The organism is Rhodopseudomonas palustris, assembly GCF_007005445.1.
Taxonomy (GTDB): Bacteria; Pseudomonadota; Alphaproteobacteria; order Rhizobiales; family Xanthobacteraceae; genus Rhodopseudomonas; species Rhodopseudomonas palustris_G.
Genome location: NZ_CP041387.1, coordinates 681,079 through 705,607, shown reverse-complemented (window position 1 = coordinate 705,607; position 24,529 = coordinate 681,079). Strand labels below are relative to the sequence as shown.

20 protein-coding genes are annotated in these 24,529 nt (G+C 66.9%); 10 read left to right on the top strand and 10 right to left on the bottom strand.

What is annotated here, in order from left to right; all coding sequences use genetic code 11:
- Nucleotides 1–2 precede the first annotated feature (2 nt).
- The 6 genes from FLL57_RS03245 (at nucleotide 3) to atzF (ending at nucleotide 6,515) form a co-directional block, all read left to right on the top strand.
- Nucleotides 3–1,844, top strand: a complete 1,842-nt coding sequence (locus FLL57_RS03245) for a dipeptide ABC transporter ATP-binding protein (RefSeq protein WP_013503715.1) — start codon at nucleotides 3–5, stop codon at nucleotides 1,842–1,844.
- A gap of 146 nt (nucleotides 1,845–1,990) precedes the next feature.
- The gene (locus tag FLL57_RS03240) at nucleotides 1,991–2,170 is read left to right on the top strand and encodes a DUF4089 domain-containing protein (RefSeq protein WP_013503716.1); all 180 of its coding nucleotides are present in this window, start codon (nucleotides 1,991–1,993) and stop codon (nucleotides 2,168–2,170) included.
- 28 nt (nucleotides 2,171–2,198) lie between these two features.
- Complete coding sequence (locus FLL57_RS03235; protein ID WP_142884153.1) at nucleotides 2,199–3,575, top strand: AtzE family amidohydrolase; 1,377 nt, start codon at nucleotides 2,199–2,201, stop codon at nucleotides 3,573–3,575.
- Between the two features lie 2 nt (nucleotides 3,576–3,577).
- A complete protein-coding gene (gene hpxZ / locus FLL57_RS03230) occupies nucleotides 3,578–3,973 on the top strand; it encodes an oxalurate catabolism protein HpxZ (RefSeq protein WP_142882129.1) in 396 nt (131 codons plus the stop codon).
- Nucleotides 3,970–4,713 carry a GntR family transcriptional regulator gene (locus FLL57_RS03225; RefSeq protein ID WP_235677201.1) on the top strand — a complete coding sequence of 248 codons (744 nt, stop codon included), beginning with the start codon at nucleotides 3,970–3,972 and terminating at the stop codon, nucleotides 4,711–4,713. Before hpxZ ends, FLL57_RS03225 begins: the two co-directional genes overlap by 4 nt.
- The gene (atzF, locus tag FLL57_RS03220) at nucleotides 4,710–6,515 is read left to right on the top strand and encodes an allophanate hydrolase (protein WP_142882128.1); all 1,806 of its coding nucleotides are present in this window, start codon (nucleotides 4,710–4,712) and stop codon (nucleotides 6,513–6,515) included. The genes FLL57_RS03225 and atzF overlap by 4 nt, the downstream gene beginning before the upstream one ends.
- A 14-nt stretch (nucleotides 6,516–6,529) precedes the next feature.
- Here the strand turns inward: atzF and FLL57_RS03215 are convergent, their stop codons facing one another.
- Nucleotides 6,530–8,251, bottom strand: a complete 1,722-nt coding sequence (locus tag FLL57_RS03215) for a chloride channel protein (protein ID WP_235677200.1) — start codon at nucleotides 8,249–8,251, stop codon at nucleotides 6,530–6,532.
- A 339-nt stretch (nucleotides 8,252–8,590) separates the two neighbouring features.
- On the opposite strand from FLL57_RS03215, the gene FLL57_RS03210 reads away from it, so the two are divergent.
- Nucleotides 8,591–9,397: a gamma-glutamyl-gamma-aminobutyrate hydrolase family protein gene (locus tag FLL57_RS03210; RefSeq protein WP_142882126.1), complete on the top strand. Its 807-nt coding sequence runs from the start codon at nucleotides 8,591–8,593 to the stop codon at nucleotides 9,395–9,397.
- A gap of 237 nt (nucleotides 9,398–9,634) precedes the next feature.
- Here the strand turns inward: FLL57_RS03210 and ilvD are convergent, their stop codons facing one another.
- On the bottom strand, nucleotides 9,635–11,485 hold the full coding sequence (gene ilvD / locus FLL57_RS03205) for a dihydroxy-acid dehydratase (protein WP_142882125.1): 1,851 nt from the start codon (nucleotides 11,483–11,485) through the stop codon (nucleotides 9,635–9,637).
- 326 nt (nucleotides 11,486–11,811) lie between these two features.
- On the opposite strand from ilvD, the gene FLL57_RS03200 reads away from it, so the two are divergent.
- Nucleotides 11,812–13,020: a GTP-binding protein gene (locus FLL57_RS03200; protein ID WP_142882124.1), complete on the top strand. Its 1,209-nt coding sequence runs from the start codon at nucleotides 11,812–11,814 to the stop codon at nucleotides 13,018–13,020.
- A gap of 102 nt (nucleotides 13,021–13,122) precedes the next feature.
- Nucleotides 13,123–14,127, top strand: a complete 1,005-nt coding sequence (locus FLL57_RS03195) for a DUF4424 domain-containing protein (RefSeq protein ID WP_235677199.1) — start codon at nucleotides 13,123–13,125, stop codon at nucleotides 14,125–14,127.
- Between the two features lie 28 nt (nucleotides 14,128–14,155).
- Here the strand turns inward: FLL57_RS03195 and FLL57_RS03190 are convergent, their stop codons facing one another.
- The 6 genes from FLL57_RS03190 to FLL57_RS03165 all read right to left on the bottom strand — a co-directional run bounded on the left by FLL57_RS03190 (nucleotide 14,156) and on the right by FLL57_RS03165 (nucleotide 19,906).
- Nucleotides 14,156–16,066 carry a nitric oxide reductase activation protein NorD gene (locus tag FLL57_RS03190; protein ID WP_142882122.1) on the bottom strand — a complete coding sequence of 637 codons (1,911 nt, stop codon included), beginning with the start codon at nucleotides 16,064–16,066 and terminating at the stop codon, nucleotides 14,156–14,158.
- A gap of 140 nt (nucleotides 16,067–16,206) precedes the next feature.
- Nucleotides 16,207–17,019 (bottom strand): CbbQ/NirQ/NorQ/GpvN family protein, encoded by an 813-nt coding sequence (locus tag FLL57_RS03185; RefSeq protein ID WP_142882121.1) that lies wholly within the window; start codon nucleotides 17,017–17,019, stop codon nucleotides 16,207–16,209.
- A 56-nt stretch (nucleotides 17,020–17,075) separates the two neighbouring features.
- Entirely contained in the window at nucleotides 17,076–18,422 is a 1,347-nt protein-coding gene (locus FLL57_RS03180; protein ID WP_142882120.1) for a cbb3-type cytochrome c oxidase subunit I, read from the bottom strand.
- 36 nt (nucleotides 18,423–18,458) lie between these two features.
- Nucleotides 18,459–18,911, bottom strand: a complete 453-nt coding sequence (locus FLL57_RS03175) for a c-type cytochrome (RefSeq protein WP_047309666.1) — start codon at nucleotides 18,909–18,911, stop codon at nucleotides 18,459–18,461.
- A gap of 112 nt (nucleotides 18,912–19,023) precedes the next feature.
- Nucleotides 19,024–19,293 carry a cytochrome C oxidase subunit IV family protein gene (locus FLL57_RS03170; RefSeq protein WP_142882119.1) on the bottom strand — a complete coding sequence of 90 codons (270 nt, stop codon included), beginning with the start codon at nucleotides 19,291–19,293 and terminating at the stop codon, nucleotides 19,024–19,026.
- A 4-nt stretch (nucleotides 19,294–19,297) separates the two neighbouring features.
- Complete coding sequence (locus FLL57_RS03165) at nucleotides 19,298–19,906, bottom strand: cytochrome c oxidase subunit 3 family protein (protein ID WP_142882118.1); 609 nt, start codon at nucleotides 19,904–19,906, stop codon at nucleotides 19,298–19,300.
- Between the two features lie 137 nt (nucleotides 19,907–20,043).
- On the opposite strand from FLL57_RS03165, the gene FLL57_RS23250 reads away from it, so the two are divergent.
- Nucleotides 20,044–20,199: a hypothetical protein gene (locus FLL57_RS23250; protein ID WP_013503732.1), complete on the top strand. Its 156-nt coding sequence runs from the start codon at nucleotides 20,044–20,046 to the stop codon at nucleotides 20,197–20,199.
- A gap of 6 nt (nucleotides 20,200–20,205) precedes the next feature.
- Here FLL57_RS23250 and FLL57_RS03160 read toward each other — a convergent pair whose 3' ends face one another.
- Nucleotides 20,206–21,159 (bottom strand): hotdog fold domain-containing protein, encoded by a 954-nt coding sequence (locus FLL57_RS03160; protein WP_142882117.1) that lies wholly within the window; start codon nucleotides 21,157–21,159, stop codon nucleotides 20,206–20,208.
- A 37-nt stretch (nucleotides 21,160–21,196) separates the two neighbouring features.
- Complete coding sequence (locus FLL57_RS03155; protein ID WP_142882116.1) at nucleotides 21,197–24,505, bottom strand: carboxyl transferase domain-containing protein; 3,309 nt, start codon at nucleotides 24,503–24,505, stop codon at nucleotides 21,197–21,199.
- Nucleotides 24,506–24,529 lie beyond the last annotated feature (24 nt).

Below are 24,529 nucleotides of genomic sequence, written 5' to 3'. Positions count from 1 at the left end.
GAATGACCACCCAGCCCCTGCTCGAAGTCCGGGATCTCACGGTCGAGTTCGCCACCCGCCGCGGCATCGTCAAGGCGGTGCAGCATGTCGATATCAGCGTCGGCAAGGGCGAGACGCTGGCGATCGTCGGCGAAAGCGGCTCCGGCAAATCGGTGACGTCCTATGCGGTGATGCGGATTCTCGACCGCGCCGGCCGGATCGCCGAAGGCTCGGTGATGTTCGGCGGCATGGATATCAAGGCCGCGACCGAAAAGGAGATGCGCGACCTGCGCGGCCGCGAGATCTCGATGATCTTCCAGAACCCGCGCGCCGCGCTCAACCCGATCCGCAAGGTCGGCGACCAGATCGAGGACGTGCTGCGCCAACACGTCCAATCCACCTCGTCCGACCGCGGCGAGAAGGCGATCGCGGCGCTCGAGGCGGTGAAGATCGCGCGGCCGCGCGAGCGCTATCACGCCTATCCGTTCCAGCTCTCCGGCGGCATGTGTCAGCGCGTGGTGATCGCGCTGGCGCTGGCCTGCAACCCGCAATTGCTGATCGCCGACGAGCCGACCACCGGCCTCGACGTCACCACCCAGAAGGCGGTGATGGATCTGATCGTCGAACTGACCAGGAGCCGCGGCCTGTCGACCATCCTGATCACCCACGACCTCGGGCTGGCGGCTGCCTATTCCGACCGCGTGGTGGTGATGGAGAAGGGCCGCGTGGTCGAGACCGCCTCCGCGGCCGACATCTTCGCCAATCCGCAGCACCCCTACACCAAGAAACTGATGCGCGCGACGCCGCGACTCGGGGTGAGTTTGCGGGAGCTGCTGCCGGAGGACGAGCGAAGCAGCGCGGCCGAACACGGCACGGCGCGAACCTCTCCCCGCACGCGGGGAGAGGTCGGATCAGCGCCTAGCGATGGTCCGGGTGAGCGGGCGTCTCCACGAGTCGGAGCGCTCGGCCTTGCGGAGACGCCCCCTCACCCCCCCCCTCTCCCCGCAAGCGGGGAGAGGGAGCAGGCCTCCCCTCTCCTCCTCGTTGAAAAGCTGGTGAAGGAATATCCGCGTCAGGGTGCGACCGCGACGCTGAACCGGCTGTTCTCGCGCGGACCGGCGCCGGAGCCGGAGGTATTTCGCGCGGTCGACGGTATCAGCTTTCAGATCGGCCACGGCGAAAGCGTCGGGCTGGTCGGCGAGTCCGGCTGCGGCAAGTCGACCACCTCGATGATGCTGATGCGGCTGCTCGACCAGACCTCGGGCCGGATCGTATTCGATGGCGAGGAGATCGGCACCATCCTGCCGCAACGCTTCGCGCGGCTGCCGCTGCGCAAGTCGATCCAGATGGTGTTTCAGGATCCGACCGACAGCCTCAACCCGCGCTTCACCGCGGCGCGCGCGATTGCCGATCCGATCCTGCAGCTCGGCGACATCAAGGGCGGCGCTGCGGTGCGGGCACGCTGCGAGGAGCTGGCCACGCAGGTCGGCCTGCCGCTCGATCTGCTCGACCGCTTTCCGCATCAGCTCTCCGGCGGTCAGAAGGCCCGTGTCGGCATCGCCCGCGCGATCGCGCTGAAGCCGAAACTGATCATCCTGGACGAGCCGACTGCGGCGCTCGACGTTTCGGTGCAGGCCGTGGTGCTGAACCTGCTGCAGGATCTCAAGCAGTCGATGGGGATGAGCTACCTGTTCGTGTCGCACGACCTCAACGTCGTGCGACTGCTGTGCGACCACGTCATCGTGATGCGCTCGGGGCGGATCGTCGAGCAGGGAACATCGGAGCAGGTGCTGGGCAGCCCGAAGCACGACTACACCCGCGAACTCCTCACCGCGATCCCGCATCCGCCGTTGCCGGTGATGTGATGACACGACACACAAATCTCCATGGTCATTCCGGGGGGCTCGCGCCAGCGAGCGACCCCGGAATCTCGCTGTTATCATCTCGGGATTCCGGGTTCGCGCTGCGCGCGCCCCGGAATGACCAGCCGGTTAATTGAAAGGGACCTGCTTTGACCGACTCTCTCGACTCCTACATCGACGCCGTTGCCGCTGCACTCGGTCTGCCGATCGATCCGGCATGGAAGCCGGCGGTGCGGGCCAATCTCGAAGTGTCGCTGAGGCTGGCGCGGATGGTCGATGAATTTCCGCTTCCCGACGAGACCGAGCCTGCGAGCGTGTTCCGTGCCTGAGGTCAATACCGCCATGTCCACCGACTGGATGACCGCCGCCGAGATCGCCGCCGCCGTCAAGGACGGGACGACGACGGCCATCGCCGCCACCGAGGCTGCGCTCGCACGCATCGCCAAGGCCGACGCAACGCTCAATGCGTTCACCGACATCGTCGCCGAGCGGGCTCGTGCGCGCGCCGGAGAAATCGACGCGGCGCTCGCGCGCGGCGACAGCGTCGGCCCGCTGGCCGGCGTGCCGTTCGCGGTGAAGAACTTGTTCGACGTCGCCGGGCTCGCCACCCGGGCCGGCTCCAAGATCAACCGCGACCGCAGCCCGGCCGCCAGTGACGCACCGCTGATCAAGCGGCTGGAAGCGGCCGGCGCCGTGCTGATCGGCGCGCTCAACATGGGCGAATACGCCTACGACTTCACCGGCGAAAACATCCACGACGGGCCGTCGCGTAATCCGCACGACCCGAGCCGGATGACCGGCGGATCCTCCGGCGGATCGGGCGCTGCGGTCGCCGGCGGCGAGGTGCCGCTGGCGCTCGGCTCCGACACCAACGGCTCGATCCGGGTACCGTCGTCGCTGTGCGGCATCTTCGGCCTGAAGCCGACCTACGGACGGCTGCCGCGCACCGGCTCGTTCCCGTTCGTCGCGAGCTTCGATCATCTCGGCCCGCTGGCGCGCAGCGCCGCCGATCTGGCGCTGGCCTACGATGCGATGCAGGGGCCGGACGATGGCGACGCCGCCTGCACGACGCGGGCGCCGGAGCCGGTCTCCGGCCTGCTTACGCAAGGCCTCGACGACCTGCGGATCGCGAAGGCCGGCGGTTACTTCGAGACCAACCTGTTCCCGGAAGCCGAGGAAGCCGTGGGCCGCGTGGTGAAGGCGCTCGGCGTCACCCGCTCGGTCGAACTGCCGGAGGCCGCCCGCGCCCGCGCCGCGGCTTACGTGATCAGCACGACCGAAGGCGCGTCACTGCATCTCGACCGGCTGCGGCAGCAGCCGAATGACTTCGATCCCGCGGTGCGCGACCGGCTGCTCGCCGGCGCGATGGTGCCGGCGCCGCTGGTCGACCGCGCGCAGAAGTTCCGCCGCTGGTACCGCGCCCGCGTGCTCGAATTGTTCGAGCAGGTCGACGTCATCATCGCGCCGGCCACGCCCTGCGTTGCGCCCAAGCTCGGGCAGGTTACCTTCACGCTGGGCGGCGTCGAGCTGCCGGTGCGGGCCAATGTCGGCCTGCACACCCAGCCGATCTCGTTCATCGGCCTGCCGGTGGTGGCGGTCCCGATCCCGCTCGAGCCGCTGCCGATCGGGGTGCAGATCATCGCCGCGCCGTGGCGCGAAGACATCGCGCTGCGCGTCGCCGCAGCGCTGGAGCGCGCCGGCGTCGCCCGCGCGCCGCGACCAAAGGATTTCTGACCATGGATATCGATCTACCCGACGTCGTCGCCGAGGTCAGCGCAGCCTTCGCCAGGTACGAGACTGCGCTCGTCGGCAACGACGTCGCCACGCTCAACGAGCTGTTCCACAACGACCCACGGACGCTGCGCTACGGCGGCGGCGAGAACCTCTATGGCTACGCCGAGATCAAGGCGTTCCGCGGCGCCCGCTCGCCGGTCGGACTGATGCGCTCCACCGCACGCACAGTGATCACGTCTTACGGCCGCGACACCGCGGTCGCGTCGACCTTGTTCTACCGCGACAACGCGCCCGGCAAGGTCGGCCGGCAGATGCAGACCTGGGTACGGTTTCCCGAAGGCTGGCGCATCGTCGCGGCGCATGTCAGCATGATCGACGAACCGCGGGAATCGCCATGAGCGTCCACGAGGCATCGACTCCGCGCAAAACGAAGTCGCTTCCCGAATCGGCGCGCGTAGTCGCTCCGGACGCGCGGATCGCCCGCCCCCCGCCGCCGGTGAAGATCACCCGTGCCGAGGAACTGCGGCGTCAGCTCGCCGACGAGATCGTGCGCGGCACGCTGCGCCCGGGCGCGGCCCTCGACGAGACCGAGATCGCGCAGCGCTTCAAGGTGTCGCGGACGCCGGTGCGCGAGGCGCTGCGGCAGCTCGTCGCCAACGGACTCGTCGAGTCGCGCCCGCATCACGGCGCGGTGGTGGCGCAGCCTTCATTGCAACGACTGACCGGCATGTTCGAAGCGATGTCGGAACTCGAGGCGCTCTGTGCCGGCTTCGCCGCCGAGCGGATGACGCCGCTGGAGCGGCGGGCACTGGAGACGATCCACGAAGAGCTGCGGACGCTCAGTTCCCAGGGCAATCCGGAGCGCTTCCACGACGTCAACGAGCACTTCCACAATGCGATTTATGCGGGTGCCCACAACGACTACATCGCCGAGATCACGCTGGCGACGCGGGTGCGGGTGCAGCCGTTCAGACGAGCGCAGTTCCGCAATCTCGGACGGCTGGCGAAGTCACATGCCGAACACGACCAGGTCGTGATCGCGATCCTGCGCGGCGACCGAGACGGCGCCGCAAGTGCAATGCGCCACCACATCGATTTGGTGCGCGACGAATACGAAATCTACGCGGTGTCCTTATGAACAAGTTCGAAACCATCAGTGAAATCGTAGCCGCGCATCGCGCCGGCACCAGCACGCCGGCGCAGACGATCGCGCGCTGCTATCAACGCATCCGCGCCTATGCGGACCCGGCGCTGTTCATCACCTTGCGCGACGAGGCCGATGCGGTCGCCGAAGCGGTCGCGCTGGCGGCGCGGGATCCGTCGCTGCCGCTCTACGGCGTGCCGGTCGCGGTGAAGGACAATATCGACGTCGCCGGCCTGCCGACCACCGCAGCCTGTCCGGCGTTTTCGTATCAGCCGGCGTGCGACGCCACAGCGGTCGCCAAGCTGCGGGCCGCCGGCGCGATCGTGATCGGCAAGACCAATCTCGATCAGTTCGCCACCGGTCTCGTCGGCGTGCGCTCGCCTTACGGCGTCCCCCGCAACGCAATCCGCAGCGACCTCGTGCCCGGCGGATCGAGCTCCGGCTCGGCGGTCGCGGTCGGCGCCGGTCTGGTACCGCTGTCGCTCGGCACCGATACGGCCGGCTCCGGCCGGGTGCCCGCGATGCTCAACAACATCGTCGGGCTGAAGCCGAGCCTCGGAATGATCTCGACCGCGGGCGTCGTGCCCGCCTGCCGCACGCTCGACTGCGTCTCGGTGTTCGCACTGACCACCGACGATGCATTGACGGCGCTGCGGGTGATGGCGGCGCCGGACGCCGAAGATCCGTTCTCGCGCGAGCGGCCGGTGGCGGCAGTCAGCGCGATGCCGAGCCGGGTGCGGCTCGGCGTGCCGCAAAAAGGCCAATTGCAGTTCTTCGGTGATGATCTCGCGGCGCGCGGTTACGAGGAAGCGCTCGAACGCTGGCGGGGGCTCGGCGCGGAGCTGGTCGAGATCGACGTCGAGCCGCTCTACGAGACGGCGCGGCTGCTGTACGAAGGCCCGTGGGTGGCGGAGCGCTATCTGACGATCCGGGAGTTGCTCGACATCCAGCCGGACGCGGTGCATCCGGTGACGCGGCAGATCACGCTCGCCGGCGCCAAGCTGTCCGCCGCCGACACCTTCGCGGCGCTCTACAGGCTGCAGGCGCTGCGCAAGATCGCGGAGCGCAGCTTTACGGGGATCGACGCGCTGGTGCTCCCCACCGCACCGACCGCCTACACGGTCGAAGAGGTGCAGGCCGACCCGATCACGCTCAACAGCCGCCTTGGCACCTACACCAATTTCGTCAATCTGCTCGACCTCTGCGGCCTCGCGGTGCCGGCGTCGATCCGCAACGACGGCATTCCGTTCGGCATCACTCTGCTGGCGCCCGCTGGCCGCGACGCCGAACTCGCCAGCCTCGGCCGCGTCTTCCATGCCGACACCGCGCTGCCGATAGGCGCCGGCGACCGAGCGCAGCCACCGCTTGCGGCGATCACGGCCGGCGATGCCAGCGACGAGATCGCGATCGCGGTGGTCGGCGCGCATCTGTCCGGGATGCCGCTGAACCACGAGCTCACCACTCGCGGCGGCCGGCTGCTGTCCGTCACCGCCACCGTTCCGGACTACAAGCTGTATGCGCTGAAGGGCACCACGCCGCCGAAGCCGGGCCTGCTTCGCGTGGCGCCCGGAGCCGGCGCAGCAATCGCGCTGGAGGTATGGGCGCTGTCGCCTGCGGCATTCGGCACGTTCGTCGCGGCGATCCCCTCGCCGCTGTCGATCGGCACGCTGACGCTCGCCGACGGCGCCAAGGTGAAAGGCTTCCTCGCCGAACCTGAAGCGCTCGCGGGCGCCCGCGATATCTCGCATTTCGGCGGCTGGCGAGCCTACATGGCTGAGCTTGCGGCGACCGGCTGAAACCGGCACCGCAATCAACGGAAGAAGACTTCCTGATTGCGGCGCTCGAGCTCGGTGGAATAGGTCCGCAACACATGCGCCTCGCTGACCGTCCCGATCGCCCGGCGGTCCGCGGCGTTGTCGATCACCACCAGGACGTCGGCCTCACTGCGGTCGAACGCCGCCAGAATGTCGCGCACGGAGACCTGCGGCAGCAGGAACTGATCGACCTGCTGCGCCAGGGTCTCCAGCGACGCATCGCCGGCGTCGGCGACACCGTGCAGTTCGGCCGAGTTGGCAAGGCCGGCATAGCTGCCGTCGGCATGCCGCAACACGATGTGCTTGACCCGACCGGGCGGAAACAGCTTCTGCGCCTCGGCGATCGGCAGGTCCGCAGGCGCGGTCGGAAAATCGGTTCGCATCAGGGTCGCGGCGCTGATCTGCTTGACCCAGCCGATGTCCTGGGGGCCGCGGATGGTCTCGCCGCGAAGATGGAAGCGCCAGGTCGCGAAGCTGTAGCCAAACAGTTCGCGCACGATCAGGGCGCTCGTGGATGCGGCGACCACGGCCCCGATCGTCACCCAGAAATCGCCGGTCAGTTCGAGCGCCAGACAGATCATGCTGAACGGCGCGCCGATCACCCCGGTCCCCAGCGCCACCATGCCGGCCACCGCGGCGGTGCCGGGCTGTAGCGCGATGTCCGGGACATACGGCATCAGCACCGTGCTGTAGAGCTGGCCGATCAGCGATCCGAGCATCAGCGAGGCGAAGAACAGGCCGCCGCGGAAGCCGGCGCCGAGCGAAATCGCCGACGCCAGCGTCTTCAGGATCAGCGTCGTCAGAAGCATCAGCCAGGTCGGATTGCTCATCAGCAGAAGCTGCATCGCGCCGTGGCCCGAGCCGAGCACGGTCGGACTGAGCAATGCCAGGCCACTGAGGAACAGCGCGCCGATCAGCAGCCGCGGCGTGCCGCGCCATACGGTGATGCGCTGAAACGTCCGCTCCGAGAACGCCACCGCCAGCATCACCAGGATGCTGAAGAACGCGCACAGCACGCCGAGCAGCATGGTCTGGCCGATCATCTCCACCGAAGCCGGCGTCGGCACGCCGGGGATCTGCAGAAACGACGGATGCACGAGATGCCGAATTACCAGCCAGGACGACACCGCGCTGGCGATCACCGGCACCAGACTCGCCGAGGTGTAGGCGCCGAGTACGACTTCGAAAGCGAAAAACGCCCCGGCGAGCGGCGCGGTGAACGCCGCGCTGATCGCGCCGGCAGCGCCGCAGGCAACCAGCAGCCGCATGTCGGCGCGCCGGGCGGCGAGGCGCTGGCCGATTTGTGAGCTGAATGCCGCGCAGATCTGGGTGTAGCCGGCTTCGAGGCCCACAGATGCGCCGCAGCCGTTCGAAATCAACGTCTGCAGCGAAATCAGCAGACTGCCGCGCATCGACACCCGTCCGCCGTACAGCGCGTTGGCTTCGATCGCGTCGGCGAGCCGCCCCCTGAACCGGCCGGCATAGAACGCCCCGATGATCGCCAGAACGATGGCGCCGCACAGCGGCACCAGCAGGATCCGCTGCCAAGAAATCACCCCATTGGCGCTGAGCCGGGTGCCGAACGGGATGCCGAACAGCACCGCATGGGCGAACTCGCTCAGGTGCCAGATGATCGCCACCAACAGGCCGGACAGCAGCCCGATCACCACCGCGACGATCACCAGCCCGATTTCCCGGTTGCGAACGAAGTTGCGCACCACGGCAGGCAGTCGCCACGGAGTGGACGCCGCCGACGCCGCGGAGGCGGGGCCTGAAACAGCGGGCGTATCCGGGCGTGAGACGACGCTCATCGGGCGGCCCCGCCGGAATGGACATTCATCGACATCGGGCGAGGCACATGGCTGCGGGCGATCCTCGGGAAGATACAAGCCCGTGCCGGCTCGGACGCCGCACGAACTCGGCTGATTGGCGCCAGCTTCTACCGGCTGATCAGACGGACCACCAGTGCAGAGCTGGCAACCAAATAAGGCGGCATCGTCGGGCTCGATTTTCGTCGTTTTGTCTGTATGGTCCGAGGGTTGTCAGGGAGGAACAGGATGACTGGCAGAGCGGTGATCGGCGTGATCGGCAACGCCCATCTCGTCGATAATCGGTTTGCGGTCCAGCATGTCGGGGAACGCAATCTACGTGCGGTCGCCGAGGTCGCAGGCGCGCTGCCGCTGATGTTCGGCGGCTCTTCGGAGTTTACCGACGTCGAGGATCTGCTCGCGGTGGTCGACGGCATCCTGCTGACCGGCGGACGCGCCAATGTGCATCCGACGCATTTCAAAGCCGAACCAAATCCCCGCCACGAACCTTACGACCAGCCGCGCGACGAGCTGGCGCTGACGCTGGTGCGGACCTGTGTCGAGCGGGGCGTGCCGCTGTTCGGCATCTGCCGCGGCTTCCAGGAGATGAACGTGGCCTATGGCGGTTCACTGCATCCGGAGATCCGCGAATTGCCGGGACGGCTCAATCACAGGATGCCGCGGCTGGAGAACGGCGAGATCCATCCCGATCCGACCGTGGTGTTCGCCGATCGCCACGACGTGCAACTCACGCAAGGCGGCGAGTTCGCACGACTGCTCGGCCGCGATCTGATCCGGGTGAATTCGCTGCATGGCCAGGGCATTCTCGAGCCCGGCCCGCGTATCGTGATCGAAGGTGTCGCGGAGGACGGCACCATCGAGGCGATCCGCATCGCCGATGCACCCGGCTTCGCGCTCGGCGTGCAGTGGCACGCCGAATACGACCCGCAGGTCAATCCGATCAACCGCGCGCTGTTTCTCGCCTTCGGCGAAGCCGTTGCCGCGTATCGCGACAAGCGGCAACAGCCGTTCGCCGCGCTGCGGCGGTCGGGGTAGGGCGCAGCATCATTGCTCCATGCACTGCGTCCTCATCCTGAGGAGCCGCGGCGTAGCCCGAAGGGCGCAGCCGGGGCGTCTCGAAGGATGAGGCCACGGGTGCTTGTGGCACATGGTTCGAGACGGCGCTTCGCGCCTCCTCACCATGAGGATGTACTTGTACTGGGCTCAGTAGCGGGCAGCTCTGAGTTGATCAACACAGAGCTGGCCCGCCGAACGTCAGCCGCTTAGTTCAGCTTACCGTCCCCGCCGCTTGACGTCGCGGACCGCGCCGTTGGCGGCGCTGGTGGTCAGCATCGCGTAGGCCTGCAGCGCCGCAGAGACGTTGCGCTTGCGGTCCTTCGGCGTCCAGGCGGCTTCGCCGCGCGCCCGCTCCTCCTCGCCGCGCTTGGCGAGTTCGGCTTCGGAGACGTCGAGGCTGATGGTGCGGTTCGGAATGTCGATCGAGATCCGGTCGCCGTCGCGCACCAGGCCGATCAGGCCGCCTTCCGCCGCTTCCGGCGAGACGTGGCCGATCGACAGGCCCGAGGTGCCGCCCGAGAAGCGACCGTCGGTGATCAGCGCGCAGGCTTTGCCGAGGCCCTTCGACTTCAGGTAGCTGGTCGGATACAGCATCTCCTGCATGCCCGGACCACCGCGCGGACCTTCGTAGCGGATCACCACGACGTCGCCGGCGACGATCTTGTTGGTCAGGATCGCCGACACCGCGTCGTCCTGGCTCTCGAACACCTTGGCGGGCCCCGAGAACACCAGCACCGACGCGTCGACGCCCGCGGTCTTCACGATCGAGCCGTCGAGCGCGATGTTGCCGTACAGCACGGCGAGACCGCCATCCTTGCTGAAGGCATGCGCGGCGTCGCGGATCACGCCCTTCTCACGGTCAAGATCGAGCTCGTCGTAGCGGCGGTCCTGGCTGAACGCGGTCTGCGACGGCACGCCGCCGGGCGCCGCGCGGAAGAAGGTGCGGACGCTCTCGCTGTTGCTCTGGCGGATGTCCCAGCGCGCCAGCGCGGCGCCGAGCGTTTCGGAATGCACCGTGGTGCACGAGGTATCCAGCAGCCCGGCGCGATCGAGTTCGCCGAGGATCGCCATGATGCCGCCGGCGCGATGCACGTCTTCCATGTGCACGTCGGACACCGACGGCGCGATCTTGCTGAGGCACGGCACCCGGCGCGACAGCCGGTCGATATCCTTCATCGAGAAGTCGAGTTCGGCCTCGCGCGCGGCAGCCAGCAGATGCAGCACGGTGTTGGTCGAGCCGCCCATCGCGATGTCGAGCGTCATGGCGTTCTCAAACGCCTTGAAGCTGGCAATGTTGCGCGGCAGCACCGAGGCGTCGTCGTTCTCGTAGTAGCGCCGTGCCAGATCGACGATGGTGTGGCCGGCCTCGACGAACAGCCGCTTGCGATCGGCGTGGGTGGCGAGCACCGAGCCGTTGCCCGGCAGCGACAGCCCGAGCGCCTCGGTCAGGCAGTTCATCGAGTTCGCCGTGAACATGCCGGAGCACGAACCGCAGGTCGGGCACGCCGAGCGCTCCATCGTCTGCACGTCTTCGTCGCTCATCGCGCTGTCGGCGGCGGCGACCATGGCGTCGATCAGATCGACCGCGTGGGTCTTGCCCTTCAGCACCACCTTGCCGGCTTCCATCGGGCCGCCGGAGACGAACACCGCCGGAATGTTGAGCCGCATCGCGGCCATCAGCATGCCGGGGGTGATCTTGTCGCAGTTGGAGATACACACCATCGCGTCGGCGCAATGCGCGTTGACCATGTACTCGACGCTGTCGGCGATCAGCTCGCGCGACGGCAGCGAATACAGCATGCCGTCGTGGCCCATCGCGATGCCGTCGTCGACCGCGATGGTGTTGAACTCCTTGGCGACGCCGCCGGCCGCTTCGATCTCGCGCGCGACGAGCTGGCCGAGATCCTTCAGATGGACGTGGCCCGGCACGAACTGGGTGAACGAGTTGACCACCGCAATGATCGGCTTGCCGAAATCGCTGTCCTTCATGCCGGTGGCGCGCCACAGGCCGCGCGCGCCGGCCATATTGCGGCCGTGGGTCGTCGTTCTCGATCGATAAGCAGGCATTGAACTGTTCCGTGAAATTGTCCGTCGCCGGAAAGGCGCGCCGGCGGCCGAAAACAGGCTTCAGTGAAAGGCGCGCCGAAGCATTGCGACCTCGATAAGCCTTACTTCAGAACAGCCTCTCCCTCAATGGCCGCCGGCGCGCAGGGGGCACGACCTGCGCGCGGACGCTCGCGATTGGCGGTCCGGGACAGGCCACGGCTTCCAACGCACGATCAATTGAACAACGTCTTTGCGGGAGCAGAAGCGCGCCACCTTGCCTGACTTTTGAGTAATGTTATAACATTTCTTACCTGCCCTCCAATACCATAGCAAAGGCCCAGCCCGCCATGGATAACTCCCTGCTTCCGGTGACCGTCCTGTCCGGCTTCCTCGGTGCCGGGAAGACCACGCTGCTCAACCGGATGCTCGCCAACCGCGAAGGTCGGCGGATCGCGGTGATCGTCAACGACATGAGCGAGGTGAACATCGACGCCGAACTGGTGCGGCAGGACGGCGGGATGACACGCACCGAGGAATCGCTGGTCGAGATGACCAACGGCTGCATCTGCTGCACCTTGCGCGAAGATCTGCTGGTCGAGGTCCGCAAGCTCGCCGAAAGCGGCCGGTTCGACGCGCTGGTGATCGAATCCACCGGGATTGCCGAGCCGCTGCCGGTTGCGGCGACCTTCGAATTCCGCGACGAGAACGGCGACAGTCTGTCGGACATCGCCCGGCTCGACACCATGGTGACGGTGGTCGACACCGCCAGCCTGCTGGCGAACTATTCCAGCCAGGAATTCCTGCGCGATCGCGGCGAAGTCGCCGGCGACGACGACGAGCGGACACTGGTCGATCTGCTGGTCGAGCAGATCGAATTCGCCGACGTGATCGTTCTCAACAAGGCATCGGCGGCTTCCCCCGCGCGGCGCGAAACCGCGCGATCGATCGTGCGCGCGCTGAACTCGGACGCCAAGATCATCGAGGCGGATTTCGGCGAAGTGCCGCTGTCGTCGGTGCTGCACACCGGGCTGTTCGATTTCGAGCGCGCGCACCAGCACCCGCTGTGGTTCAAGGAGCTGAACTGCTTTTCAGATCACGTGCCGGAGACCGAGGAATACGGCATCCGCTCGTTCGTCTATCGCGCGCGGCGGCCGTTTCATCCGCTGCGCTTCCAGTCGTTCTGCAACCGGAGCTGGCCGGGCGTGATCCGCGCCAAGGGCTTCTTCTGGCTGGCGACGCGACCGCAGCATGTCGGCGAACTGGCGCAGGCCGGCGCGATGGTCCGGACCTCCAAGCGCGGGCTGTGGTGGTCGGCGGTGCCGACGCAGCATTGGCCGGACAATGTCGACTGGCACGAGGCGATGAAGCCGTATTTCGACCCGGTGTGGGGCGACCGCCGCCAGGAGATCGTGTTCATCGGCACCGGCGAGATGGACGAAACCGCGTTGCGCCGCCAGCTCGACATGTGCCTGATCGGCGAGGACGCAGAGTTCACGCCCGATGCGTGGCGACAGCTCCCCGATCCGTTCCCGAGCTGGACGCCGGCACAGAACTGATCCCCGTTATTGACCCGCCCCAATGATCCGGTTGTGTGCTCTGGCACAATCGGATCAAGTGCCGCGGCGCGTTCGCGGCACAGCTCGGCGTTGGGGGATATCGTGCATCAGAACATCGCCGCATCTGCGGCCGCCATGACGATCGCGCTGCTGACATCCAGCCTTCCGGCCCGGGCCAACGACACCACCGCGGCGCTGACGACCGGCGGGCTCGAATTCCGCAGCAACGCCGATATCGAAATGCTGTCGGAAGACTTGTCGATCTCGCGCGAGCGGATCGACGTGCGCTATCGCTTCCTCAATCGCTCCGGCGCCGATCAGCACGTCACCGTGGCGTTTCCGATGCCGGAGATCGACTTTTCCGACGCCAGCAACATCGATGTACCGAACAACGACTCCGACAACTTCCTCAACTTCCGCACCAAGGTCGACGGCCGCGACGTCACGGCTCAGCTCGAACAAAAGGCGCTGGTCGACAACGCCGACGTGACTGCCCGGCTGAAGGCCCTCGGCGTGCCGCTGCAGCCGCGCGCCAAGGCGACCCAGACCGCGCTGGAAGCGCTACCGGCGCAGACGCAACAGCAACTGCTCAAGGACGAGATCATCCGACCCGACGATTACGACGTCGGCAAGGGGATGGAGCATCACCTTGCGCCGAATTGGCGGCTGCGGGCGACTTATCATTGGGATCAGACCTTCCCTGCCGGGCGCGAGCTGGTGGTCGAGCACAGCTATACGCCGAGCGTCGGCGGCAGCGTCCAGACCGGCATCACCGGCCCGTATTCAACCGCAGAGGAGCGCACCAACTACGTCCGCAAGTTCTGCACCGAGGCCTCGTTCATCAAGGCGGTGGCGGCGATGACGCGCAAGAACGGCAACCAGCCGCCGCCGGAGCAGCGCCTCTCCTACGTCCTGACCACCGGCGCCAATTGGGCCAAGCCGATCGGCGATTTCCATCTGACGATCGACAAGGGCAAGCCGAATGCGCTGGTCAGCTTCTGCGAGACCGGCGTGGTCAAGACCGGCCCGACCCGGTTCGAAGTGCGCAAGATCAATTTCAAGCCGAGCCGCGATCTCGACATCCTGATCATCGATCCGCCGCAGTAGCGCTCGACACTTTTCCGGCGACCGCCGGTCACCCCATCAGATTGCGGTAGATGCCGGGGAGCGCGGCGGGCAGCCTGCCGATGTGGCCGACGATGGCATAGCCGGCGCGGCCGAACAGCGTCGGGAAATACGCCTGCGCATCGACATCGATGGTGACGCCGAACACCGCGATGCCGCTGCGGCGCGATTCCTGCACCGCCCTGCGGCTGTCCTCGAGCGCGAACCGGCCTTCGTAGTGATCGACGTCGTTGGGCTTGCCGTCGGTCAGCACCAGCAGCAGCTTCTTGCGCTGCGGCTGCCTGGCCAATTCGGCGCTGGCATGCCGCAGTGCCGCACCGATCCGGGTGTAGTAGCCGGGCTTCAGCGCCGCGATCCTCCGCTCGACCAGCGGACTCATGCTCTCATCGAAGCCCTTCACGGTCTCGACCCGGACCCAATCGCGGCGCCGGGATGTGAAGGTCAGGATGCTGTGCTGATCGCCGCACGCTTCGATACCATGGGCCAGCACCGTCAGCGCTTCCTTCTCGACGTCGAGCACGCGGCGGTTGTCGATCCAGGCATCGGTCGACAGCGACACGTCGACCAGCAGCGTCACAGCCAAGTCGCGCGCCTGCGGCCGCGCTGCAAGGTGGTAACGATCCGAGCCGCCGTCGCCGGCAGCGATCTCGCAGCGCGAGCGCACCAGCGCGTCGAGATCGAGATCATCGCCGTCGGCTTGCGCCCGCAGCACCTCGTGCCGCGGCCGCAACGCTTCGAACTGACGCCGCACCCGCTTGACCAGCGCCCGTGTCGCCTCGCTGCATTGCCACGCCTCGCCCTGCCCCGGCGCCTGCTGCGCCAGCACCCGGCAATGATCCGCAAGATAAGCGCCGCGCTTGTAGTCCCATTCCGGATACAGCGTGCCGGCGGTGAGCCGGCTGTGCTCGATCGCCTGCGGCGGCAGATCGAGATCGAAGCGGAATTTGCTGGCGGGCTTCTTGGTCGACTTGCCGATGGTGATCTCGTCGAGATCGTCGGCAGCCTTGTCGGCATGCTCGTCGTCGTCCTCGTCGGTCGGCCGATCGACATTGACCATCTCGGCCATCGCCAGGATCTTCTCGAACCGGTTGAGCGCCAAGGGATCGCGCTGCGGCCCGTCGTCTGCCTTCCGCTTTGCCGCCTTGCGCCGCGGCTCCGAGCACGGCTTGGACGCCGCGTCGTCGGCTTCGTCGGGATCGCGGACCGGAGCCTCCACATTGCGGGTCCAGACTTCACCCCACAGCGGGCACGGCAGGAACGGCTGATAGCCCGGCGGCGACCACACGGAGATCTCGCCATCGGTCACGATCATCCGCCACAGCTCGGGGTCCGGCGTTACTTCCGCACCGAGCAAGGCCCGGATCGCGGTTTCGAGATCGCTCTCCATCCGCGGCAACGCCCGGCGTGGCCGCGCCGCAGCCGTTGCGGCCGCAAGGCGATGGTAGGAGCCGCGGAGACCGGGATAGGCCGCGAGCACCTGCTGGGTCGTGGCATGCGCGCGGCGTAGCAGCAGAACGTCGCGCCGCAGCGGATCGGCTTGGTGCACACTGCCGGTCGGCGCCACCGCGAACCAGGCCGCGAGCCAGCGATACAGCGCGCGATTGAGCGCCACATCGGCGAACAGCGCGATCCGGTCGGGCAAGAATAGCGTTGCGTCGTCGCGGCCAGGCTGCCTCAGCCGCTCCTCGCCGAGCCCGATGCGCTGCCGCCAGCCGAGCCGGTGCCCCAAGGTGCGTGCGCTGCTGCCGGCAAGCTGTACCGCGGTCTCGCCGCCGAGCCCGCGATACATCACGCCGAGCGCGGCACGGCACTCGTTCAGGGTCGCTGCGTGTTCCAGATGCTCCGGATAGCTCGCCGCGCGCCCGACCATGCGGTGCCAAGCGCGCCCGACGGTCTCTTCGAGTTCGAGGAAGTCGAGCATGGCGTCCGCTCCAGCGAAATCCCAAGGAGTCATTCCGGGGCGCGAGCGCAGCTCGCGAACCCGGACTCCCGAGATTGTTATCGAGAGAGATTCCGGGTTTGCCGCTGCGCGGCGCCCCGGAATGACTGAAGAGAGGCCGACTATCCAATCACCGCGCCGGCGACTTCGATCAGTGCGGCCTTCACATCCGCGTCGTCGGTCAACGGCTCGATCAGACCGGCGAGCACGGCGTCGCGCACCGGGAGGCCTTCGCCGATCAGGCTGGCGCAATACACCAATAGCCGGGTCGACACGCCCTCTTCGAGATCATGGCCCTTGAGCTTGCGCAGCCGGCCGGCGAGCGCGACCAGCGGCGCGACTCGCTCGCTCGGCAGGCCGCTCTCGGCGGCCACCACGGCGATCTCCCGTTCGGGCGCGAGGAAGCCGAACTCGATCGCGGCGAAACGCTGCCGGGTCGACGGCTTCAGCGCCTTGAGCAGGCTCTGGTAGCCAGGGTTGTAGGACACCACGAGCATGAAATGCGGCGGCGCCTGCAGCTCCTCGCCGGTGCGCTCCAGCGGCAGCACACGGCGATCGTCAGCCAGCGGATGCAGCACCACCGCGACGTCCTTGCGCGCCTCGACCACCTCGTCGAGATAACAGATGCCGCCTTCCCGCACCGCGCGGGTCAGCGGACCATCGACCCACACCGTCTCGCCACCCTTCAGCAGGTAGCGGCCGGTGAGATCCGCCGCGGTGAGATCGTCATGGCAGGACACCGTGAACAGCGGCAGGCCGAGCCGCGCCGCCATATGGGCGACGAAGCGGGTCTTGCCGCAGCCGGTCGGCCCCTTCAGCAGCAGCGGCACCCGCCGCTTCCAGGCGTGCTCGAACAGCGCGCATTCGTTGCCGGCGGGCGTGTAGGGTGGCGGAGCGGGCAGCGTCGCGTCGATGGCGTGCAGAGCGGGCTTCATGGCGATCTCCGTGAATGGAAAAGAGCGGCCACGGATTGCCGTGGCCGCCAGGGGGCCTATTCGGCCGGCTGCAGGACGCCAGTCAGCGTGGCCTGCTTGGTGCGTCCGGCGACGAGGATCGCCCAGACGAACATCAGCGCGGAGATCAGAACGGCGACGCCGGAGCCGAGCCGCACCCAGTAAAACAGCGCGACCTGGTCCTGCACCTCCATGTAGCTCTGGCCGAGCACGCGCTGCAGATGTACCTGAATGACGCCGGCGAAGGTCAGCGCGAAGGTCATCACGCTCATCGCCGTGCACATCAGCCAGAAGCTGGCGATCGACAGCGCCTGGTTGTAAGGCGCGCGGCCGCGGAGCTGCGGGATCGCGTAGGTCATCATCGCCAGGTTCAGCATCACATAGGCGCCGAAGAAGGCGAGATGGCCGTGCGCCGCGGTGACCTGGGTGCCGTGGGTGTAGTAGTTTACGCTGGACAGCGTGTGCAGGAAGCCCCACACGCCGGCGCCGAAGAATGCCATCACCGAGCAGCCCACCGACCACAATAGCGCGGCGCGGTTCTCATGCTTGCGGCCGGCCTTCCAGGTCATCTGCACGGTGAACACCACCATGGTGAAGAACGGCGCGACTTCGAGGGTCGAGAACAGCGAACCGATCCACTGCCAGTAACCCGGCGCGCCGATCCAGTAATAGTGGTGCCCGGTGCCGAGGATACCGGAAAACAGCGCGAGGCCGACGATGACGTACAGCCACTTCTCGACCACTTCGCGGTCGATGCCGTTGAGCTTGATCATCAGAAACGCCAGCACCGACGCCATGATCAGCTCCCACACGCCCTCGACCCAGAGGTGCACGACGTACCACCAGTACATTTTGTCGAGCGCGAGGTTGATGGGATTGTAGAACGCGAACAGGAAGAAGATCGCCACGCCCCACAGCCCGAACAGCAGGATGTTGGTGATGGTGGTCTTGCGTCCCTTCAGCACCGTCATGGTGATGTTGAACAGGAAGATCAGGCAGACCACGACGATGCCGATCTTGATCACGAATGGCTGCTCGAGGAATTCGCGGCCCTCGTGATAGTGGAACAGATAGCCGACCACAGCGGCGCCGGCGGCGCCGAAGAACAGCCAGAACTGCACTTTCGCCAGCAACGGGCTGAACAGCTCGTTTTCAGCCTCTTCGGGCACCAGATAATAGGCGCAGCCCATGAAGCCCATCAGCAGCCAGACGATCAGCGCGTTGGTGTGGATCATCCGGACGATGTTGAAGGGCAGCAGCTCCGACAGCGTGTTCGGCAGCACGTAGATGGTGCCGGCGAGCACACCGAACGTCACCTGAGCGAGGAACAGCGTCAACGCGCCGTAGAAATACAGCAGCGCGACCTTTTGGGTTTGATATTTCATCACGAGGTCTTTCTGATGCGGATGCGCGAGGTCGGTTCAGCCGGCGTCGTTCGGCGGCCAGTTTTGCGTCTTGATCTTGCTGGTCCATTCCAGGAAATCAGCCAGATCGCCGACCTCCTGATCGGTCAGGTGGAATTGCGGCATCTGCCGCCGCCCCGGGACGCCGGAGGGCTGCGACGCCATCCAGGATTTCAGCATTTCGCGGGCCTGGGCCGGATCCTTGTCGCCGCCCCAGCGCACCCAGACATTGGCGAGCTCGGGGGCGAAATACGCACCCTCGCCGAGCAGGGTGTGGCAGTTGATGCAGGAGTTCTTTTCCCAGACGTGCTTGCCGCGGGCCACCGACGGGGTCAGTGTCGAGGCGTCGGTCGACTTGGTCGCGATGTAATAGTGGCTGTGGGCGGTGAGCCCGACGAAGATCGCGAAGAAGAAGGCCGAGCCGCCGAAGAACACATTGCGCGCGGCAGACTTGGTGAGGCGTTCAGCCATCACGTGATTCCTTTTTCGATGTGGGGAGGCGAAGGTGCGGCGCTGCAGCTTCGCCTGCGAAACTAATCGACCGGACCGCCGCAACTTTGTGCTGGCTCAAGGTTCGGAACGATTAGCGAAGGGCCTGCACCAATGGCGAGGCGAGTGCACCGCACGCGACCAGCGCGATCCAGCCGAACAACAACGCCCGCCACGGCCCGGGCGTGCCGCGAAACCCGAAATAATCGAGCACGACCAGGCGGGCCTTCAGCACCGCGACGATCATCAGCACGGCGCCGCCGGCAAACGCTGCCGCGGCGCCTCGGCTAAGTAGAACACCGAGGATGGTGAGCAGTAGCAGAGCAATCGCGCTGCGATCCCGGCGCTGGGTGAACCGGATCATCGCCTCACCGCATCAGGTAGACGATCGGGAACATCACCAGCCACACCAGATCGACCATGTGCCAGAAGCAGGTTCCGCTTTCGACTGCGGCGGCATTGGCGCGCCAAGCGACGCCGAGCAGGATCGCGATTCCGAGCGCGACATGCAGCAGGTGAAACCCGGTGAGCAAGAAGTACAGCGTGAAGAAGGTGCTGCCGTCGATATCGGCACCGCGGGCGATCTCACCGGCGTATTCGAACAGCTTGATGGCGATGAACGCCGCGCCGAGCAAACAGGCACCGACGGTCCAGCGCCAACTCGCGTCGCACGCACCGTTACGAGCGGCTGCGCTGGCCTTGGCGGCGAACCAGCCACTGGACACCAGGCAGAGTGTATTGGCGGCGGCGAGCGCCGGGTCGAGCTGCGCCTGCCCGGCCGAGAAAACGTCCGGCTGCAACGCTCGTGCGATCTGGAACCCGATCAGCAACGCGCCGAAAGCCGCGAGTTCGCTGAAGATCAGCACCCACATCATCAGGTGACCGGGGAGCGACTCCAGCGCGCTGGCACCGGACGCGGCGCGGCTGTCAGTGCTGTCGGAGAGCGCGGGCACACCCGCTGCGGTTGCGTCGGTCATGGCGCGACGATAGAGGCCGCCCCCGCCGCAACGTTGTGCCGCGACAAACTCGCAGGCAATTCACCGCAGCTTGCGCCCCGACAAACAGCGCTTCCTGCCAGCCGCTAGGATCGCGCCAATCAACCCATGAGGGGCCCATGACCGAAGCCAAGCTGGGACTGATCGTCGTCTCGGCGATCATCATCGCCTTCGCGTTCGCGATGCGCCGGTTCGGCGCACTGCAAACCACGGGCGTGGTCGCCACCGCGATCATCACGGTGGCGATTGCCGCCAGCCTGTTCCTGACCCAATAGGCAGGATTATCCCGCCGGATACAGCGCGGCGTGTTCCTGCGCATAGGGCGCGTAGGAATCCTTCAGCGTCGCCGAATTCAGCAGCATGGTCGCGACCAGGCGGCCGGTGGCGTCATAGGCTTCGCTGCGCACCCACATGCTCTCGGTCCGCTTGCTGCCGGACAGCGCCACCACCTTGCGCTCGATCCGGTAGGGCTCGCCGACGAACAGCGGCCCGTGGATCAGCCGGATTTCCTGATCGGCGAACAGGCCGACCACCGGGCCGCGCACCGGCAATCCGTCCTGCTTGCTGAGGTACTGGAACAGCACGCTCAGCATCTCCAGCGGGATGATCGCCTTGCCCCACGGCGCCCCGCCGCCCGGCCGATAATACGGCGACGGCTCGGTGATCACTTCCAGCTTCTGGGCGAGCGAGAACGGATACAGCTCGCCCATGATCTGGTCATGGTCCATCTGCGCCGCCTGGGTCTTGGTCGTCATGCCGACCGAGATGTCGCGCAGGATCACCGGGTCGGCCAACGGCTTCAGCTCGGTGAGCCGGACGTCGAGCGCCGAAGCCGGCGCGTCGCGGCCGACCGAGGCCGTGCCGCGGAGCACTTCGGTGCCGTCGCGCTTGACCATGCGGATGGTGGTATGGCGCGCACCGGCCACCGGCTTGTCGGCGATCGCCTGAACGTCCTCGCCCTCGAACGCAGCGTTACGATAATGCGCCGAGATGCAGCCGGTTTCGAACCACTCCTTGCCCCACAGCCGTTCGCACAGCGGCGCGAACTGACTGAAATGCGTCGGGCCCTCGATGGTGCCGCCCTTGAAGCCGAGCTTCTGCGCGGTGGCGTCGTCGTGGATCGAGGCGTGCGAGTCGTAGACCTGCGCATGCAGCATCTGCCGCGGCTGTCGCCACGGCCCGGCCAGCGCCTCGCCGGTATCGTCGATCGGCGTCTCGAAAGCGGCTTGCGTCATCGTCTCACTCCCAATGCGTTCAGACAGTCGTCGGCTGCTACCAGGTATCGATGCAGGGCCGCTTGCGCTCGGTGCGCTTCGGCGGCGTCGGCACCGAGCGCAGCCCGGCCATGACCCAGCGCCGCGTCTCGGCCGGATCGATCACATTGTCGATCTCGAACACCGACGCGATCGAGACCGCCTTGCCGTTGGCATACAGCTCTGCGACCTTGTTCTTGTAGTAAGCCTCGCGCTCGGCCGGATCGGCGATTGCCTCCATCTCCTTGCGGAAGCCGAGGCGCACATAGCCCTCCAGCCCCATGCCGCCGAATTCACCGGTTGGCCAAGCCGCGGTGAAGAACGAGGCGTGGAAGCCGCCGCCGATCATCGACTGCGCGCCGAGGCCGTAGCCCTTGCGCAGCACGATGCCGAACAGCGGCACGGTGAGGCTGGCCCCGGTGACGAACATCCGCGCAACATGACGGACGATCGCGGTCTTCTCGGCCTCGGGGCCGACCATGAAGCCGGGCGTGTCGCACAGCGACACGATCGGAATGTCGAATGCGTCGCAGAGCTGCAGGAAGCGCGCCGCCTTGTCGCCGGCGTCGGCGTCGATCGCGCCGCCGAGATGCTTCGGATTGTTGGCGATCAGACCGAATGGCTTGCCCTCGATCCGGATGAAGGCGGTGATCATGCCGACGCCGAAATCGCGGCGCAGTTCGAGCACCGAATCTTCATCCGCGATAAGATCGATGACATTGCGGATGTCGTAGACCCGCAGCCGGTTCTCCGGGATCGCCCGGCGCAGCAGCCGCTGGTCCGGCGCCTTCCATTCGCTCACCGCGCCCTGGAAGTAGGACAGATATTTCTGCGCGACCCGGGTCGCCTCCTCTTCGTCCTGCACCAGAATATCGACCACGCCGTTCGGCGACTGGAACGACACCGGTCCGACCTCGGCCGGATGATAAACGCCGAGGCCGCCGCCCTCGATCATCGCCGGCCCGCCCATGCCGATCGAGGCGTTCTGGGTGGCGATGATGACGTCGCAGCAGCCGAGCATCGCGGCGTTGCCGGCGAAGCAATAGCCGGAGACGACGCCGACCACCGGCACCAGGCCGGACAGCTTGGCGAACTGCACGAAGGATGGACCGTCGAGACCGGTCATGCCGAGCCGATCGGTATCGCCGGGCCGGCCGCCGCCGCCTTCGGCGTAGAACACCAGCGGCATCCGCCACTGCTCGACCAGCGTCAGCATCCGGTCGATCTTCTTGTGGTTCATGTGGCCCTGGGTGCCGGCCAGCACGGTGTAATCGTAGGCGATCACCATGCAGCGCGCGGCGTGCTCGCCGAACTCCGCGGCATTGACGGTGGCCACACCGGTGACGAGGCCGTCAGCCGGGGTGTTCTTGATCAAATCGTCGAGCGAACGGCGGCGGCGCTGGCCGGCGATCGCCAGGCTGCCGTATTCCATGAACGAGCCGTCGTCGACGAGCTGCGCGATGTTCTCGCGCGCGGTGCGCTGATTGGTCTTGCGCCGCCGCCCCACCGAGTCCGGCCGGTTCTCGTCGAGGGTGTTGGCCTGCCGCGCCAGCATCTCGGCGAGGTCCGGCCGGATCGCGTCGAGATCGATATCCTCTTCGGCGACGACGTGGTCGCCTTCGACGTCCTGCGGCTCGAGATACAGGATCGGCTCGCCCTGCATCAGCGTCACGCCGTCGGCGGCGACGATACGCCGGATGCGCCCGCCCTGCTCGGCCGCGACCAGATGCTCCATCTTCATCGACTCGATCACCGCGAGCTGCTGCCCCGGCCGCACCACGTCGCCTTCCGCGACCGTGATCGCCACCACAGTGCCCTGCAGCGGCGCGGCAATCGCGACCGCGCCCTCGGGGACCGGCTCCGAAGTAGCCGTCGGGCTGCTGCCGCGCGGGTCGGCGCCTTCGGTCGCGATCAGCGGATGGTCGAATTGCTGCGCAGCCTCGACCAGCTCGGCAACATGGCGATCGATGAAGCTGGTGCTGACCCGATTGGCCTTGAAATCGGCGTGCGCGAGGATCGCCTGCAGCAACGGCACGTTGGTGGCAACGCCGCCGATGCGGAATTCGCGCAGCGTCCGCGCGGCCTTTGCGACCGCCTCGGCCCAGTCGCCGCGGCCATGCACGATCACCTTGGCGAGCAGTGAATCGTAGGACGCGCTGGTGGTGTAGCCGGCATAGCCGAACGTATCGACGCGGACGCCGGGCCCGGATGGCGGCTCGAAGATCGCAAGCTTACCGCCGGTCGGCTTGGTCGCGCCTTTGGCGTCCATCGTCTCCATGTTGACGCGGAGCTGGATCGCGAACCCGCGCGGCCGCGGCACCGAGGGCTGATCGAGGCCGAGCGAGGCCAGCGTCGCGCCGCCGGCGACTGCGAGCTGGGCACGCACCAGATCGACCGCCAGCACCTCTTCGGTGACGGTGTGTTCGACCTGCAGTCGCGGATTGGCCTCGATGAACGCGTAGACGCCGGCACCTTCGCCGGCGTCACCGTCGACCAGAAACTCGAAGGTGCCGAGGCTGTCGTAATTCGCCATCGCGGCCAGCGCCTTGGCGGCTTCGACGATTCTGCTGCGAAGGCTTTCGGACAGCGACGGGCTCGGCGCGATCTCGACCAGCTTCTGGTTGCGGCGCTGAATGGTGCATTCGCGTTCCCAGAGCTGACTGACGCCGCCATGCCGGTCGCCGATGATCTGCACCTCGATGTGCCGCGCGTTGCGGATCAGCCGCTCGGCATAGACGCCCTCGTAGCCGAACGCCGCCTTGGCCTCGGACTGACAGCGCCCATAGGCGTCGGCGAGATCCTCGGCGCGCTCGACGATGCGCATGCCGCGACCGCCGCCGCCGGCCATCGCCTTGATCATCACCGCCGGCTTGTCGCCGAGCGAGGCAAAGAACGTCTGAATCTCCTCCAGCGTCGACGGACCGACCGTGCCGGCGATGATCGGCACATCGCAGCGCTTCGCCAGCTCCTTGGCCGCGACCTTGTCGCCGAACAGCCGCAGCGCCTCCGGCGACGGCCCGACGAAGGTGATGCCCTCCTCGGCGCAGCGCCGCGCAAGGTCGGCATTCTCACTGAGGAAGCCGTAGCCGGGATGCAGCGCATCGCAGCCAGCCGCCTTCGCCGCCGCAATCACCGCCTCGATGTCGAGATAGGCCCGCGCGCCGCGGCCGGGAATCTGTTCGGCGTGATCGGCGATGCGGACGTGCAGCGACGCCGCGTCCTCGGCGGGATGGATCGCCACTGTGGTCAGGCCGGACTCGGCGGCGGCGCGCGCGATACGGATCGCGATCTCGCCGCGGTTGGCGATCAGCAGTTTTCGGAACGGCATTGGGGATTTCCTCGGCAGGTAGCT